Genomic DNA, 14,646 nt, shown 5'->3' with positions numbered 1-14,646 from the left:
GCATGCTGCCAAAACCTATTCTTCTCATCGGCGCGGGCGCGCTGGGTTCTTCCATGCTCAAGGGCATGCGTATTGGCGGGCACGTCCAGCCCGCGGACATGATGATCCTGGACCTGAAGCCGGGTGAGGAAGCTCAAGGATGGGCGGCGGACGGCGCAAAGCTGAACCCGCAGCCGGACCAGTGGAAGGCCGCCGGCACGATCATCCTGGCGGTCAAGCCGCAGGGCTGGCACGCTGTGGCTCAGATTCTGCGTGGCAATCTGAATGCCGAAGCCGTGCTGGTGTCGGTCATGGCGGGCGTGCAGATCCCATCGCTGCAACAGGCGTTCGAGGGCCACGCCATCGCGCGGGTCATGCCGACGACGGGTGTGGCGACCGGCAAGGGTGTGGCCAGTATCTTTGCGGACAGCCCGAGGGCGCTGGACGCGGCGTGCGGCCTGTTCCAGCCGATGGCGTCGACGGTGGTTCTAAAGGACGAGGCGCAGATCGATTCGGCCACGGCGGTGTCGGGCTCGGGGCCGGCCTATGTCTATGCCTTCGTGCGGTCGCTTGAAAAAGCTGGCCGGGCGACTGGCCTGTCCTACGGCCATGCGCGCGACCTGGCGCGGGGGACGCTGATCTCGGCGGCGCGTCTGCTGGACTCGACCGGCGAAGAGCCCGACGACCTGATCAAGAAGGTGGCGTCGCCCGGCGGGACGACGGAGGCGGCTTTGAACGTGCTGTGCGCGCCAGGCAATGGCCTCGATGAGCTTATTCTCGAGGCTGTGCAAGCCGCGCACAAGCGGTCCAAAGAACTCGGCTAAACTTTTGGGTGAAGGGTCCTTCGGACCCTTCTTCTTTCGCGTATTTATCCGAAACCCGCTGCGCACTTTTGGCTACGCCGAACTTCGTTTCGGAATGCGCTCGCCTCGCCCGAGGCCCTTAATCCAACTTAAGGGCCTGCTTGACGTTATTCCAATCGACGATCTTGAAGTTCTGCTTCACGCGCGCCGAGGTCGGCGCTTCACCGTCAGTGTCCGAATCGTCCTGCATGACCACGACGCCGTTCGGATAAGGTCCGACCGGACCGCCGAGCGCCGCCACGCCGTCGGTGCCGGTGACCGCGTCGATGCCGTTGCCGGGATAGACGGAGAAACGGCCGGACGCGACGGGGGCGGCGCCATCGATTCGCCAGACGGCAAAGGCGCTGTCGCCCTGGGACGAGGCGATCAGATAGGACTTCGTGCCTTCGCGCAGGATGGTCAGGCCTTCGACATCGGCCTTGAGCATATCCGAGGGGGCGGCAGCCAGTTGGACGCGATTGGCACCGACGGCGTTCCAGTCGTTCAGATCGTATTGCCAGACGCCCTTGGCCTCTTCACCGACATAAAGCCGGCCGGTCTGGTCGTCGATGACGCAGCCTTCGGATTGCGAGCCGACGGCGAAGCGCTTTTCGTCCGACAGGGAATACCCGCCGGCGGTGTTGAGCCTGGCGATGGCGACGTCGCCATTGATGCCGATGACCGCGACGACGGTCGCGCCTTTGACCACGCCCATGCAGAAGCCATAGGCCTCGGATGTCGCCAATGGCAAAAAGGCCAGGGTTTCGAGCTTGCGCGCGGGTGTCAGGCGAAACAGGGCGACACCGTTCCTGACGCGGTCCGAGGCGGCGACAAGTGCGCCGTCAGCAGTATTGCGCAGGTCAACATTGTTGAGCGGGCCATGGGCGACGAAGTCGGCGACCGAGCCGTCGATATCATAGAGATAGAGGCCGGCCTTCTTGTCGGTTGCGATGATCAGGGCGTCGGCGGAATTGGCCGGATTGACCCACACTTCGGGATCGTCGGCGCTGTCGAGATTCTTGCTGCCGACGGCGGCGGTCTCGGCACTGGCCTGGACCGGTGTACCGGTTCCGTTGGCGACTAGTTTCGAGTCTGAAATCAGCTCCGAATGTATAGTCTGACAGGCTGGCAATAAAGCCACAATTGTCACTGTCATAAAAGCTTTAAATACTTTTTGCAATTCCATCACATTCCTCGCCTAACAGCACATCTGAGCTTCTTTACCAAGTTCCGCCGGGACTTCTACAATCTTTCTTCAAAAAAGGGGAACTAAATGAAATTGTCGAAATCGCTGGCGGCGAGCGTCGCCGTCCTGCCGCTGATTGCGGTAACTTGTGCCGTTCCGGCCTTTGCCCAGGATGCCCCCCAGACGACGGGCACTGAGCTGGCCGCCAAGGAGACGACGACAGAGGTTATCGTCACCGGCCGCATCCGCTTCCGTGACCGCGCGGCGACGGACAATCCCACACTGGTTTACAAGCAGGACTATTTCCAGCGTTTCGAGCCCGTTTCGGTCGGCGAAATGCTGAAGCGCGTGCCGGGCGTGACCTTTACCTCGGACATGCTGGAATATGACGGCGTGTCGATGCGCGGCCTGCCGGCCGGCTATACCAAGGTCCTGATCAACGGCCGCGCCGCGCCTGGCGGCGGCAAGGATCGTTCCTTCTTCGTCGATCGCATCCCGGCGGAACTGGTCGATCGCATCGAAATCATCCGCAGCCCGTCGGCCGACCAGCCGTCGGACGGCATGGCCGGCTCGCTGAACGTCATCCTCAAGGACGGCGCGATGCTGAAGGGCGGCCTGGCCAAGATCGGCGGCCTGATCAACGAAGACGGCGAAGTCCGTCCGTCGGGGGCTTTTGCCTATGCCGGCGGTGACAGCGCCACCAGCTGGTGGGTCGGCGCCAATTACCAGGGCCGCCGCAACCCCAAGGAAAAGGTGTCGTGGCGCTATGACGCCGAGGGCGGCGAGCTTGACAATATCGAGTATCAGGACGACACGCGCGACGGCACCGACATTTCGCTGAACGGCGAGCTGACGCACCGCTTCGGCGGCGGCTTCGTCCGCTTCGGCGGTTTTGCCGTCGACACCGACCGTGACGAGGACGAAACCTCGCTGACCTATGAGGATGGCGGCACAGCGTTCGAAGAAGCCGAAATCCAGGCTGAACGCATCAAGCAGAAGACCTACACCCTGAAGGCCGACGGTGAGTTCGAAGTCGGTCCGGGCAAGCTGCAGCTGGACGCCGGCTGGAACCGGTTCACGGAAGACTCGGCGGCCAGCGTCTGGGTGACCGAAGAAGAAGACCTGACCGAGCAGGAATTCGACGAATATACCAAGACCGATATCGAGGACACGGAAACGTCGTTCGGCGCGGCCTACGTCGTCAAGACCGACGGCTGGCGTCTGAAGTTCGGCGCCGACCTGCTGCAAAAGGATCGTGACGGCGCCGAGGTCGAGTGGGACATCGAGGATGGCGAGCTGGACGAACCCGATCCGGCCGAGGGCGCTGTTTACGCCATTTCCGAAAAGCGCACGGCGCCCTACGTCCGCATGACCTTCTATCCGACGGACAAGCTGACCATCGACACGGGCCTGCGCTATGAAATGACCGACCGTGAGGTGACCAGCGACGGTGGTACGGAAAGCTATGACGAGAACGTACTGGCGCCCTCGCTGCACTTCACCTACCGCGCCACGCAAAGCGACCAGTTCCGCCTGTCCTTCGCCCGCACGATCCGCCGCCCGGATTTCGACTTCCTGGCGCCTTACGAAGTGACCGAGGAGCCGACCGACGAGGATGCGCTGGCCGGCAATCCGGCATTGAAGAACGAGAAGGCCTTCGGTATCGACGCGGGCTATGAACGCCGTCTGGGGCAGCAGGGCATCTTCGGCGTCAACCTGTTCTACCGCGATATCGAGGACGTCGTTTCGCTGGTGAACACGGGCGAGGATGTCGAGGATGACGGCGACCTCTTCCGCCTGTACCAGCCGCGCAACATCGGCAAGGGCAAGACCTGGGGCGTCGAGTTCGACTTCTCCTCGCCGCTGACCCGCTGGGGCATGCCGGATACGGGCGTGTTCTTCAACTATACCTGGATGGACAGCGAGATCACCGACCCGTTCACCGGCGTCAAGCATCGTTTCGACAACCAGCCGAGCTATGTCTACAATGTCGGCTTCATCCAGACCCTGCGTTCGATCGACTCCAGTTTCGGCGCCAGCCTGTACGACCGCGACATCGGCTATGCCTACGCCTTCGACGAAGACTCAACGGTGGAGTACGAGCCGAGCCTGGAAGCCTTCTTCGAAAAGCGCCTGGGCAAGCGCTGGGTCGTCCGCCTGTCGGCGCATAACATCCTGAATGCGTCCAAGGATGAGACCTTCCGCAAGTTCGACGGCGATTCGATCGACGAAATCCTGGAAAACCGGGTCAACAACGATCTCGACGAATACGAAGTCGAAACTGAAAAGTCGGGCGTGCTGTACCAGGTCACCCTGCGCGCGACCTTCTGATCTTATAACAACTCAAGCCTTGCGCCCGCTTCCCCGCGAAGCGGGCGTTTTTTATGCCGGCAGGGTGATGGTCGCCCGCAGACCGCCCATGGGCGCGGTATCGAGCGTCAGGTCGCCGCCATGCCCGCGCACGATGTCGCGGGCGATGGCGAGGCCCAGGCCCACGCCCTGGATATTCTGGTTGCGCGAGTCGTCGAGGCGGGAAAACGGCTTGAAGGCGTCCTCGCGCTTTTCGGGGGCGATGCCGGGGCCGTCGTCATCGACATGCAGGGCCAGGGTGCGGCTGTCCTTTGCCGTGGTCAGTTCGGCCATCAGCCGGACGTGCTTGCCGTAGTGGAAACCATTCATGACCAGGTTGGTCAGGGCGCGCTGGATCGACAGGGTGCGGATGCGGACAGATATGTCTTCGACCGGAAGGTCGATGTCGAGCGCGTGGCCGGCGCGGCGCGTGCTGTCGCGGATGCCTTCGACCAGCTCGCGCACGGTAACAGTGTCGGTATCTTCGTTGATCTCACCACGTGCGAAGGCCAGGTATTCGTCGATCATATAGGCCATTTCCGACACGTCCTGCTTCATGCGCTGGGCGGCGGCGTCCTGCTCGGTCATGGCCAGTTCCAGCTTGAGGCGGGTCAGCGGCGTGCGCAGGTCATGGCTGACCGAAGCCAGCAGGGTGGTGCGCTGCTCGATCTGGCGCTGGATGCGCTCCTTCATCTCCAGGAAGGCGTTGGCGGCGGAGCGGACCTCGGTGGCGCCATAGGGCTTGAAGGCCGGATCGTCCTCGCCGCGGCCGAACTTTTCCGCGGCTTCGGCCAGGCGTTCGATGGCGCGGACCTGGTTCCGGATGAAGAGGGTGGCGACGGTGGTCAGGACGAAGGTCGCGCCGACCATCCAGAAGATGAAGATATAGCCTGTCGTGGCGAATGCCCGGTCCTTGGGCGTGATGATGCGCAGCGTACCGCCCTTGACCTTGACGCGGATGTCGAGGTGGCCGGGGTAACGCGTCGTGTCGAACCAGTAGGGGTTATCGATGCGGCTGCGCAGGGCCCGGTCTATGGCGCGGTCGAGCGGCACGAAGATCGACTGGCGCTGGCTGTCGGGCAGGGTGGCGTTCTTCTGCAGCACGATCGACAGCTGCATGGGGATGCGCGCCTGTTTCTGGATGTGCTCGAGATTGGCGGAGGTCGGGTTTTCCTCATAGGCGCTGACGGCCCAGGCGACGTCGCCGGCCATGGCTTCGGACAGCTTGGCGGTGACGGCCTCCCAGTGCATGTCGAAGAACATCCAGGTGATCAGCACCTGCATGACGATGATCGGCAGGACAATGATCAGCAGGACGCGCGCCATCAGGGTGCGCGGGAAGTTGCGCTTCAGGAAACGCGACCAGAAGCGGAAACGGGGCAGTTTCATCGGCCTGGCGCGGCTGGTTTCCGGCGCTGCCATGGATCAGTCGGGCGCCAGCATATAGCCCTTGCCACGTACGGTCTGCAGGTAGCGCGGGTTCTTGGGGTCCTGCTCAATCTTGCGGCGCAGGCGCGTGACCTGGACATCGACGGCGCGGCCGGTGGTGTCGACGCTGTCCTTGGCAAGGTCCATGCGGTCGACGGGCACATTGGCGCGTTCGGCCAGGTATTTCAGCAACTGCGATTCGGCCTCGGTGAGCCGGATCGGGCTGCCGCTCTTGCTCAGTTCGGCGCGTTCGAGATCAAAGATGAAAGGGCCCATGGCGACCGACTTGGGCAGGGCAGACTTGACGCCGGTGCGCCTGAGAATGGCTTCGATGCGCAGCAGCAACTCCTGCGGCTCGAACGGCTTGGCAAGATAATCGTCGGCACCGAGGCTGAGGCCCGTGATGCGGTCGGTGGAGTCGCCGCGCGCCGTCAGGATGAGAATGGGCACGGTCGAGTTGGCGCGCACCCATTTCGATAGCGAGAAACCGTCTTCGCCCGGCATCATGACGTCGAGGATGAGAAGGTCGAAGTCGAGCAGTTGCAGCATGCGCTTGGCCGCATCGGCGTGGGCGGCCGCCGTGACGCGGAAGCCGTGCCGCGACAGGAACTCCTTGAGCAGGGTGCGGATGCGGTCGTCATCGTCGACGACGAGAAGGTGGCGGACGGTGGCGTCGTTCAGAGTCGTCATGTCTGCTCGCGGCATGGTAGTGTTGGCCCGAATGGACGGATTCGGTGCATTTTTGGACACTGTAAGGCCACTGATCCCGATTGTCACACTTAATACGTCCGGCAAAGTCATGGTTTTTCAGCGAATACCGGATTTCACGCGTGGCGGGACGATTGCCAGGGGCATACCGCTTTCCATTTTCGTCCATTGCGCGTTATAAAGCCGCATGACCAGGGAGCGGGTATTCAGCGAGATCAAGTCGGCGCAGGATACGGGCCTGTTCGAAACGCTGGCCAATTCCCTGCCGGCGCTGGTATGGGTCGCGGATGCGTCCGGCGCCTGCATCTGGTTCAACCGGCAGTGGCTGGATTTTACCGGCCGCACGCTCGAACAGGAGCTGGGCGACGGCTGGGTCGATAGCGTCCATCCCGACGACCGCCAGCATTGCGTCGAGACCTATCACCGCAACCTGTCGGCGCGGCAGCCCTCACAGATCGAGTATCGCCTGCGCCACCATTCGGGCGACTACCGCTGGATTCTCGATCGGGGCGGACCGCGCTTCGATGCCGGCGGCGTCTTTATCGGCTTTACCGGCGCCTGCATGGACATCGAAGACCGCAAGCAGGCCGAGGCCGAGCGGTCGCGCTTTTTCGACGTCGCGACCGATATCCTCATGACCTTCAAGGTTGATGGCTATGTGTCGAGCGTCAATCCGGCGTGCGAGCGCATCCTGGGCTGGACCGCCGATGAGATACTGAAGATCCCCCTGTCCGAACTGGTCCATCCCGACGATGTCGAGCGGACGCGCGCCACCGGCCCCCATGTTCTGGGGGGAGGGGAACTGATCAATTTCGAAAACCGCTATCGCCACAAGGACGGCAGCTATCGCTGGCTGACCTGGCGCGCGCGGCCGGATCCGGAAGGCAAGCTGATCTACGGGGCGGCGGTCGATATCACCGACCGCAAGGCGGCGGAGACGCAGTTGCGGATGCTGAACGAGACTCTGGAGGTCAAGGTCGCGGAACGGACGCGCGAGCTCGCCGCGGGAGAAGCCGCCACGCGCGCCGCCAAGGAAGAACTGCGCCGGCATCGCGACAATCTCCAGGAACTGATCATCGAGCAGACGCGCGACCTGATCGCCGCGCGTGACCAGGCCGAAGCGGCGAACCGCGCCAAGAGCGAGTTCCTCGCCAATATGAGCCACGAAATCCGCACGCCGATGAACGCTGTCATCGGTCTGTCGCACCTCCTGGCGCACAGCGAGCCCTTAACCGCGCGCCAGCGCGAATTTATCGACACTCTGGGTAAGAGCGCCGAGTCACTGCTCGAACTGATCAACGACCTGCTGGATGTCTCGCGGCTGGAGGCCGGTGCGGTCACGCTGGAAACCATTCCCTTTACCCTGTGCCCGCTGGTTCAGGATGTGGTGCGGATGATGGAAGGGGCCTGCAAGGACAAGGACCTGTCCTTCGCGGTCGAAGGCGGCCTGACCGACCACAGGCCTTTCCTCGGTGACCCGGGCAAGCTGAAGCAGATCTTGGTCAACCTGTGCAGCAACGCGGTCAAGTTCACCGAAAGCGGCGGGGTGCGCATCATCGTCAGTGACGCGCGGGCCGGCGACGGACGCGATACGGTGACCCTGGCGGTCGCCGACACCGGCATCGGCATCCCGCAGGCCAAGCTAAACACCATTTTCGACAAGTTCAGCCAGGCCGATTCCTCGATCAGCCGCAAATACGGCGGCACGGGGTTGGGTCTGGCGATTTCGCGCAGCCTGACGGAACTGATGGGCGGCGAACTGACGGTCGAAAGCCGGGAGGGGGAGGGATCGATCTTCACCGTCAGGCTGACCCTGGAAAAGTGCGATGCCGCGACGCCCGAAGCCCCGCGCAAGGCCTTGATCGATGCGGCGGCCACACGGCACTGCGTACTGCTGGTCGAGGACCGGCCGGCCAATGTGCTGGTCGCCACAAGCCTTCTCGAAGCCCTGGGCTATGATTGCGATGTCGCCGGAACCGGCATCGAGGCGCTTGAGCGGCTGGCGGAGCGGCAGGATTATGCCGTTGTCCTGATGGATGTCCAGATGCCCGGTATGGACGGCCTGGAAGCCACGCGCCGGGTGCGGGCCATGGCCGGTGCGGCAAGCCGGATCGCCATTATCGGCATGACGGCCCACGCCCTGGCGGGCGACCGCGAACGCTGTCTTGATGCCGGTATGGACGACTATATCCCCAAGCCGTTCGCGCCGGCCATGCTGGAAGCAAAATTGTCGGACGTCATCCAGCGCGTTCGCGGCTCGAGCGCCAGACAGCCGGCATAACGCCGCCGTGCAGAAATTGCTTGCAATCTTACGCCTGTTATCGAAAGTGCCGTCGTGCGCGCGTATCGGCGTACTGGGGACTAGTTCATGCCATTTACCTACGGCCCGGAAAACCTGCAGAGCCTCCTGGGCATCGTCGTCATGCTGGCCGCGTGCTGGCTGCTTTCCGAAAACAAGAAGCGATTTCCGGTCAAGCTGGCCGTCGGCGCCATACTGGTCCAGGTCGCGCTGATCGTCCTTCTGTTCGCCTTGCCGCAGTCGCACGCCGTGCTCGACAGCGTCGGCGCAGGCATGCAGGCCCTGTCGGACGCGACCATGCAGGGCGTGCAGTTCGTCTTCGGCTATATGGGCGGCGGCGACCAGCCCTATGCGGTCGTCAACCAGGGCGCCCTGTTCGTCTTTGCCCTGCGTGTCCTGCCGCTGATCATCGTCATCGGTGCGCTGTCGGCGCTTTTGTGGCACATCGGCGTATTGAAGGCGATCATCCGTTTCTTCGGCGTCATCTTCGAGAAGACGATCGGCCTGGGCGGCGCGTCGGCGCTGGGCGTCGCGTCGGGCATCTTCGTCGGCAACGTCGAAAGCCTGATCATCATCCGCGCCTATCTCGACAAGCTGACACGTTCGGAACTGTTCATTCTCGTCGTTGTCGGCATGGCCAATGTCTCGGGCTCGACCATGGTTGCCTACGTCCAGATCCTGTCGGGCGTCCTGCCCAATGCCGCAGGCCATATCCTGGCGGCCTCGATAGTCTCGGCGCCGGCAGCGGTCCTTCTGGCGCGGATCATCGTGCCGGAACGCGAAGGCCATGAGCACGAAAAGGTCGATTACGGCAGCTCGCTGAAGTACGACAGCGCCATCGACGCCATTTCCAAGGGCACGGCCGACGGCATGACCGTCGCCATGAGCATCGCCGCCATCCTGATTGTCATGGTCGCCCTGGTCGCCCTGGTCAACCTGATGCTGGCCGGCCTGCCGTTGTGGGACGGTCAGCCGGTGACGGTCGATCGCGTGCTGGGCGTGCTGTTCTCGCCGCTGGCCTGGCTGATGGGCGTGCCTTGGAAGGAAGCCCAGACCGCCGGCTGGATACTGGGCGTCAAGATGGTGCTGACCGAGTTCGTCGCCTTCCTCAAGCTGGCGGCCATTCCGGCCGACGGCATGTCGGAACGCACGCGTATCCTTATGACATACGCCGTGTGCGGCTTCGCTAATATCGGTTCGGTGGGGATTACGGTCGCCGGCTACGGCGCCATGATGCCCGACCGTCGCCCGGAACTGCTGGAGCTGATCTGGAAGGCGCTGGTGGCCGGCTTCCTGGCGACTTGCCTGTCAGCAGCGATCGTCGGCGCCCTGCCGAACGCGATCTACGGCGTTTGACCCTTTTAAGCCTTTAGCCGTCGCGGCTGCCCTGTGGCGACTTGCGCGCCAGGATGCCGGTAAAGCTCATCAGAAGCTTGCCATTGGCGTGCAGTTCGCCACGCCCGAAGACCAGCGTTTTGCCCGCGCGGGTGATTTCGCCCGTGGCGATGATGATGTCGTCGAGCCGTCCCGGCACCTGAAACTGCGAATCAAGCTGCACCGTCACCGCGCCGCCGCCTTCGAGATGCGGCAGGGCGAAGATGAACAGCGACGTGTCGGCCAGGGTTAGCAGACAGCCGCCGTGCACGGTTCCGCCGCCGTTCAGGTGACGCTTTTCGGCCTTGAAGGCCACTTTGACCTTTCCCGTCTCGTCGCTCTGGTAGTAGTAGGGGCCGACGAGAGCGTTGAAGTTCTCATTGATCTCGGCCACGGACCAGCCGGCGAACTCCCCTTCGGTGACGGTGTGAAGATCGCGTTCGCTGGCCATAAGCTGTTACTCCGGAAGGAAAAAATCATGTCGTCTCAGATCGAGGAGACTCTGCTGGACCTCTTATCGCAGGTGCGAGAGGGCGAGTCCATAAGCCCGAACCAGGTGGCGAAGGCGCTGGACGCCGAAAACTGGCAGCGCGAACTGCCGAAGGTGAAGGCGGTCGCGGTCGGCCTGGCGCGTCAGGGACGCCTCGAGTTCGTGCGCAAGGGCAAGCCCGTATCGCCGGATGGCCTGAAGGGGATTTACCGGCTGCGACTGGCCGTCGACGGCTAAACCTTCCCGCGCGTGGCGAATCCCACAGCTTTTTTATATGCTAAACGTCAGATGCATACGGATACGTCGTAAACACACCAGGGCGATCTTGCGAATTTATCAATCTCCATCATGTATAAAGGATGCCGTACCCGACGTGAGGCTCCTTTTTAACCATGATCGCCGCCGCTGATGTCCAAGGCTGACTATACCTTAGACGCGAGGTCTGAGGATGCCGGCGCGGCTACGCTCAGCCTGAAGGGGCAGTGGGTGATTTCCCGGCTGCAGGGCATGGCGGACCGCCTGCGCGCCTCGGTCAAGGGCCATGACCGCGTCCGCATTGTCGCCGACGAACTGGAAAGCCTCGATACTGCCGGCGCCTATCTTCTGCACGCGGCGCTGGACGGCAAGATCGACGGCGAGCCCTTTGCCGGACAGGAAAAGTTCGCTGGCCTCTTTGAGCTGGTGCGTGCACCGGAAGCCAAGAGCGATGACGTTCCGGCCCCAAAGCCCGAAGTTTCAAAGCCCACGCTTTTCCCGATCCTGACCTGGCTTGGCCGCATGGTCATCACCTTCTGGCGCGAATTCATCGCCCAGGCGGTATTCATCGGCCACCTGATCAGCCTGACCCTGCGCTCGATCATGCGTCCGTCGCGCATCCGCTGGGCGGCGCTGTTCAGCCTGATGCAGCGCGCCGGCCTCGAATCGATCCCGATCGTCTGTTTGACCAACCTGTTCGTCGGCGCGGTCATCGCCTATCTCGGCATCGTGCAGTTGCGCCAGTTCGGCGTCTCGGTCTTTGCCGTCGAACTCACCGGCATCGCGGTCTTGCGTGAATTCGCGCCCCTCATCGCCGCCGTGCTGCTGTCGGGCCGCAGCGCGTCAGCATTCGCGGCCGAAATCGGCGCCATGAAGATGAACCAGGAAATCGACGCCATGGAGGTCATGAGCATCGATCCTTACGAGGCCCTGGTGCTGCCGCGCGTCCTGGCCATGGTCATAATGATGCCGCTGGTCAGCTTTATCGGTTCGCTCTTCGGTCTTCTCGGTGGCGCCCTGGTGGTCTGGGGCGTGCTGCACTACAGCCCGGAATTCTTCGTCGAACGCGCCTATGACTATGTGCCCTTCGTCAATTTCTTTATCGGCATGGTGAAGGTACCCTTCTTCGCCGCGGTCATCGCCATCGTCGGTTGCCGCCGGGGCCTGGTCGTCAAGGAAGACGTCATTTCGCTGGGCCGCCAGGTGACGACCGCCGTCGTCCAGTCGATCTTCATCATCTTCATGCTGAACGCCATGTTCGCCCTCCTGTTCCAGGACCTGAACTTCTGATGGGGGGGATCGAATGAAAGTGAAGGAACTGCCTGAACTGAAAGGCGCGGCCGAGGCCGATCCGATCGTCGTGACCGGGCTGATCAACCGCTTCGGCGACAAGGTCATCCACGAGAAGCTGGACCTGACCGTCAATCGCGGCGAAATCCTGGGCATTGTCGGCGGCTCGGGCTCCGGCAAGACCGTGCTGCTGCGCTCGATCCTGGGCCTGCACCGGCCGTCGGGCGGTGAGATTTGCCTGTTCGGCCACAAGCTGGCCTCGGCCAATGAAGCGCTGCGCCGCCAGATTCAGTCGAAGACCGGCGTATTGTTCCAGAGCGGCGCGCTGTTCACCGCGCTGACCGTCGCCGAAAACGTCATGGCGCCGATCCTCGAATATACGCGCCTGAACCGCAAGGATGCGCGCGAGATCGCGCTGCTCAAGATGCGGCTGGCCGGCCTGCCGATGGATGCCGCCGACAAGATGCCGTCGGAACTGTCCGGCGGCATGATCAAGCGCACGGCCCTGGCGCGTGCATTGGCGCTTGACGCCGAACTTCTGTTTCTCGATGAGCCGACCGCCGGCCTCGATCCCATAGGCGCTGCCGCCTTCGACACCCTCATCAAGGAACTGGCCGCGAGCCTCAACCTGACGGTTTTCATGATTACGCACGATCTCGACAGCCTCTATACTATCTGCGACGAAGTCGCGGTCCTGGCCGACCGCAAGGTCGTCGCCAAGGACAGTATCGAGGTGCTGGAAAAATCGGATCACCCGTGGATCCACGACTATTTCCATGGTCCGCGTGGGCGGATCAAGGATTCCGACGCGTCGCGGCTCGGCTAAGGAGAAACGCACTATGGAACGTCAAGCGCATTACGCCGTGGTGGGACTGGTGACCTTCGTCCTGTTCGTCGCCCTGGTAGTGTTTACCTTCTGGTTCATCAAGTTCGACTTCAACCGCAATTACGGCGTCTACAATGTCGAATTCAACACCAAGGTCGACGGCCTGACCAAGGGCGCCGAAGTCCACTTCAACGGCATCAAGGTCGGGGAGGTCACCGATCTGCGCCTGGGCCAGGCCAATACCCACCAGGTCATCGCCGAAGTGCGGCTGGACGCCGGCACGCCGGTGCGTACCGACTCGGTCGCGACCCTGGAGCCGCAGGGCATTACCGGCCTGTTCTACATGCAGATTTCGCCGGGGTCGGCGCGTGCGCCCTTGCTCAAGCCCAATCCGGACGGACCGCCGCCGGTCATCCACTCCGAAGAAAACGCCCTGTCGAAGCTTCTGTCGGGCTCGGGCTCGGTCATCGAAAACACCTATGAAAGCCTGAACCGCGTCAACCGGCTGCTGTCGGACCGCAATATCCAGACCTTCTCGCGCAGCCTCGAAAACCTCGAAAACCTGACGGCGGACCTTAAGGACCGCGAGCAGATCATGGATGACGCCCACGAAGCGATTGTCAGCGCCGGCCAGGCGGCCGATGCCGTTGAGCGCCTGGCCAATTCAACCAATACGGTGGTGGGCACCGATATGCCGCAGACCCTGCGCAAGATCGATGTCGCGGTAGACAACTTCGCCGTGGCGTCCGAGAACTTCAGCAAGGCGACGGCGTCAGCGCAGCAGCCGCTCGATACCATCCAAACCACGACCTTGCCGGAAATCCAGGAGACGCTGCGTAACCTCAACGAAGCGTCGGATTCGCTGAAGCAACTGGTCGATAACGTCAACAGCGACCCCAAGGGGCTGCTGGTCAAACCCGAAGCCAAGGAACGAAAGGTCAGCCAATGATGCGCGCGCCGTTTATCAAGGTCGCTGTGGCGACCGCCGCCGTGCTGATGCTGACGGGGTGCGTCAACGTCCTGCCCAAGACCAAGCCGGTCCAGCTCTATCGCTTCGGCTATGATGCCGAAAAGATCGAGAAGGTGACCCTGGCGCCGGCGCCTGCCAATGGCGTGCTGGTGCCGGTCAATCTGGGCGGCATCGACTTTCCGCAGGAATCGCAGGGCGACCGCATCCTGACGACCGAAGGCAACGAAGTCGCCTATGTCGGTGGTTCGCGCTGGGCGGCGCCGGTGCGTCAGCTGTTCCAAGACGCAGTCAAGGAAGGGTTTTCACGCTCGGCGACGACGGTCAGGCTCGATCCGCGCGGGCCGTCGGCGGCGCAATACCGCCTCGATCTGACCGTGCATCGCTTCGAGAGCGCCTATGGCCGTGGCCGGCCGACCGTGTCGGTGGCGCTCGACGCACGCCTGACGCGTCTGGCCGATCGCGCCGTCGTCGGACAGCGCTATGTGACGGCCGACGTCGCCGTGCGCCGCAGCGACATGTCGCTGATGGCGGAGTCCTACGATGAAGCGACGTCGCAGGTGGTGGCGGCGCTGATCGGTTTCACGCAGGAAACCGTCGCCGCCAACCCGGTGCCGGACAACAAGGTTCAGGTTCCAGCCAGGTAAGCTGGC

The 14,646-nt window shown here is 62.9% G+C and carries 13 protein-coding genes; 9 read left to right on the top strand and 4 right to left on the bottom strand.

Going from position 1 to position 14,646, the window contains the following annotated elements:
* Positions 1-2: 2 nt before the first annotated feature.
* Positions 3-803 carry a pyrroline-5-carboxylate reductase gene (gene proC, locus J2X24_RS05975; protein ID WP_209718027.1) on the top strand — a complete coding sequence of 267 codons (801 nt, stop codon included), beginning with the start codon at positions 3-5 and terminating at the stop codon, positions 801-803.
* A 118-nt stretch (positions 804-921) separates the two neighbouring features.
* On the opposite strand, the gene J2X24_RS05970 is transcribed toward proC, so the two are convergent.
* Positions 922-1,962 carry a phytase gene (locus J2X24_RS05970; RefSeq protein WP_310002542.1) on the bottom strand — a complete coding sequence of 347 codons (1,041 nt, stop codon included), beginning with the start codon at positions 1,960-1,962 and terminating at the stop codon, positions 922-924.
* A gap of 132 nt (positions 1,963-2,094) precedes the next feature.
* On the opposite strand from J2X24_RS05970, the gene J2X24_RS05965 reads away from it, so the two are divergent.
* Complete coding sequence (locus J2X24_RS05965; RefSeq protein ID WP_209718022.1) at positions 2,095-4,338, top strand: TonB-dependent receptor plug domain-containing protein; 2,244 nt, start codon at positions 2,095-2,097, stop codon at positions 4,336-4,338.
* A 51-nt stretch (positions 4,339-4,389) separates the two neighbouring features.
* On the opposite strand, the gene J2X24_RS05960 is transcribed toward J2X24_RS05965, so the two are convergent.
* Positions 4,390-5,745 carry an ATP-binding protein gene (locus J2X24_RS05960; RefSeq protein WP_209718343.1) on the bottom strand — a complete coding sequence of 452 codons (1,356 nt, stop codon included), beginning with the start codon at positions 5,743-5,745 and terminating at the stop codon, positions 4,390-4,392.
* 36 nt (positions 5,746-5,781) lie between these two features.
* Positions 5,782-6,474, bottom strand: coding sequence for a response regulator (locus tag J2X24_RS05955; RefSeq protein WP_209718019.1), 693 nt, complete (start codon positions 6,472-6,474; stop codon positions 5,782-5,784).
* Positions 6,475-6,679: 205 nt separating this feature from the next.
* On the opposite strand from J2X24_RS05955, the gene J2X24_RS05950 reads away from it, so the two are divergent.
* On the top strand, positions 6,680-8,773 hold the full coding sequence (locus J2X24_RS05950) for a PAS domain-containing hybrid sensor histidine kinase/response regulator (protein ID WP_209718016.1): 2,094 nt from the start codon (positions 6,680-6,682) through the stop codon (positions 8,771-8,773).
* 87 nt (positions 8,774-8,860) lie between these two features.
* Complete coding sequence (locus J2X24_RS05945) at positions 8,861-10,147, top strand: NupC/NupG family nucleoside CNT transporter (protein ID WP_209718013.1); 1,287 nt, start codon at positions 8,861-8,863, stop codon at positions 10,145-10,147.
* Positions 10,148-10,160: 13 nt separating this feature from the next.
* On the opposite strand, the gene J2X24_RS05940 is transcribed toward J2X24_RS05945, so the two are convergent.
* Positions 10,161-10,616, bottom strand: a complete 456-nt coding sequence (locus J2X24_RS05940; protein ID WP_209718010.1) for a PaaI family thioesterase — start codon at positions 10,614-10,616, stop codon at positions 10,161-10,163.
* A gap of 27 nt (positions 10,617-10,643) precedes the next feature.
* On the opposite strand from J2X24_RS05940, the gene J2X24_RS05935 reads away from it, so the two are divergent.
* From J2X24_RS05935 to J2X24_RS05915, 5 genes are all read left to right on the top strand, one after another.
* Positions 10,644-10,892, top strand: a complete 249-nt coding sequence (locus J2X24_RS05935) for a DUF3253 domain-containing protein (protein WP_209718006.1) — start codon at positions 10,644-10,646, stop codon at positions 10,890-10,892.
* Positions 10,893-11,063: 171 nt separating this feature from the next.
* Positions 11,064-12,200 (top strand): MlaE family ABC transporter permease, encoded by a 1,137-nt coding sequence (locus J2X24_RS05930; protein ID WP_209718003.1) that lies wholly within the window; start codon positions 11,064-11,066, stop codon positions 12,198-12,200.
* A 13-nt stretch (positions 12,201-12,213) separates the two neighbouring features.
* Positions 12,214-13,026 carry an ABC transporter ATP-binding protein gene (locus tag J2X24_RS05925; RefSeq protein WP_209718000.1) on the top strand — a complete coding sequence of 271 codons (813 nt, stop codon included), beginning with the start codon at positions 12,214-12,216 and terminating at the stop codon, positions 13,024-13,026.
* A gap of 13 nt (positions 13,027-13,039) precedes the next feature.
* Positions 13,040-13,975: an MlaD family protein gene (locus J2X24_RS05920; RefSeq protein WP_209717997.1), complete on the top strand. Its 936-nt coding sequence runs from the start codon at positions 13,040-13,042 to the stop codon at positions 13,973-13,975.
* Positions 13,972-14,640 (top strand): ABC-type transport auxiliary lipoprotein family protein, encoded by a 669-nt coding sequence (locus J2X24_RS05915; RefSeq protein ID WP_209717994.1) that lies wholly within the window; start codon positions 13,972-13,974, stop codon positions 14,638-14,640. Before J2X24_RS05920 ends, J2X24_RS05915 begins: the two co-directional genes overlap by 4 nt.
* Positions 14,641-14,646: the final 6 nt, after the last annotated feature.

The sequence above is a fragment of the Asticcacaulis solisilvae genome (assembly GCF_017875235.1).
Taxonomy (GTDB): Bacteria; Pseudomonadota; Alphaproteobacteria; order Caulobacterales; family Caulobacteraceae; genus Asticcacaulis; species Asticcacaulis solisilvae_A.
The sequence above is the reverse complement of the archived record's forward strand: the minus strand, read 5'-3'. Positions and strand labels throughout refer to the sequence as shown.

What these genes read in the sequence shown, in the direction of transcription:
- proC (WP_209718027.1), top strand. Translation starts at nt 3, where the DNA reads ATGCTGCCAAAACCTATTCTTCTCATCGGCGCGGGCGCGCTGGGTTCT.
- J2X24_RS05965 (WP_209718022.1), top strand. Translation starts at nt 2,095, where the DNA reads ATGAAATTGTCGAAATCGCTGGCGGCGAGCGTCGCCGTCCTGCCGCTG.
- J2X24_RS05960 (WP_209718343.1), bottom strand. Translation starts at nt 5,745, where the DNA reads ATGAAACTGCCCCGTTTCCGCTTCTGGTCGCGTTTCCTGAAGCGCAAC.
- J2X24_RS05955 (WP_209718019.1), bottom strand. Translation starts at nt 6,474, where the DNA reads ATGACGACTCTGAACGACGCCACCGTCCGCCACCTTCTCGTCGTCGAC.
- J2X24_RS05950 (WP_209718016.1), top strand. Translation starts at nt 6,680, where the DNA reads ATGACCAGGGAGCGGGTATTCAGCGAGATCAAGTCGGCGCAGGATACG.
- J2X24_RS05945 (WP_209718013.1), top strand. Translation starts at nt 8,861, where the DNA reads ATGCCATTTACCTACGGCCCGGAAAACCTGCAGAGCCTCCTGGGCATC.
- J2X24_RS05940 (WP_209718010.1), bottom strand. Translation starts at nt 10,616, where the DNA reads ATGGCCAGCGAACGCGATCTTCACACCGTCACCGAAGGGGAGTTCGCC.
- J2X24_RS05935 (WP_209718006.1), top strand. Translation starts at nt 10,644, where the DNA reads ATGTCGTCTCAGATCGAGGAGACTCTGCTGGACCTCTTATCGCAGGTG.
- J2X24_RS05930 (WP_209718003.1), top strand. Translation starts at nt 11,064, where the DNA reads ATGTCCAAGGCTGACTATACCTTAGACGCGAGGTCTGAGGATGCCGGC.
- J2X24_RS05925 (WP_209718000.1), top strand. Translation starts at nt 12,214, where the DNA reads ATGAAAGTGAAGGAACTGCCTGAACTGAAAGGCGCGGCCGAGGCCGAT.
- J2X24_RS05920 (WP_209717997.1), top strand. Translation starts at nt 13,040, where the DNA reads ATGGAACGTCAAGCGCATTACGCCGTGGTGGGACTGGTGACCTTCGTC.
- J2X24_RS05915 (WP_209717994.1), top strand. Translation starts at nt 13,972, where the DNA reads ATGATGCGCGCGCCGTTTATCAAGGTCGCTGTGGCGACCGCCGCCGTG.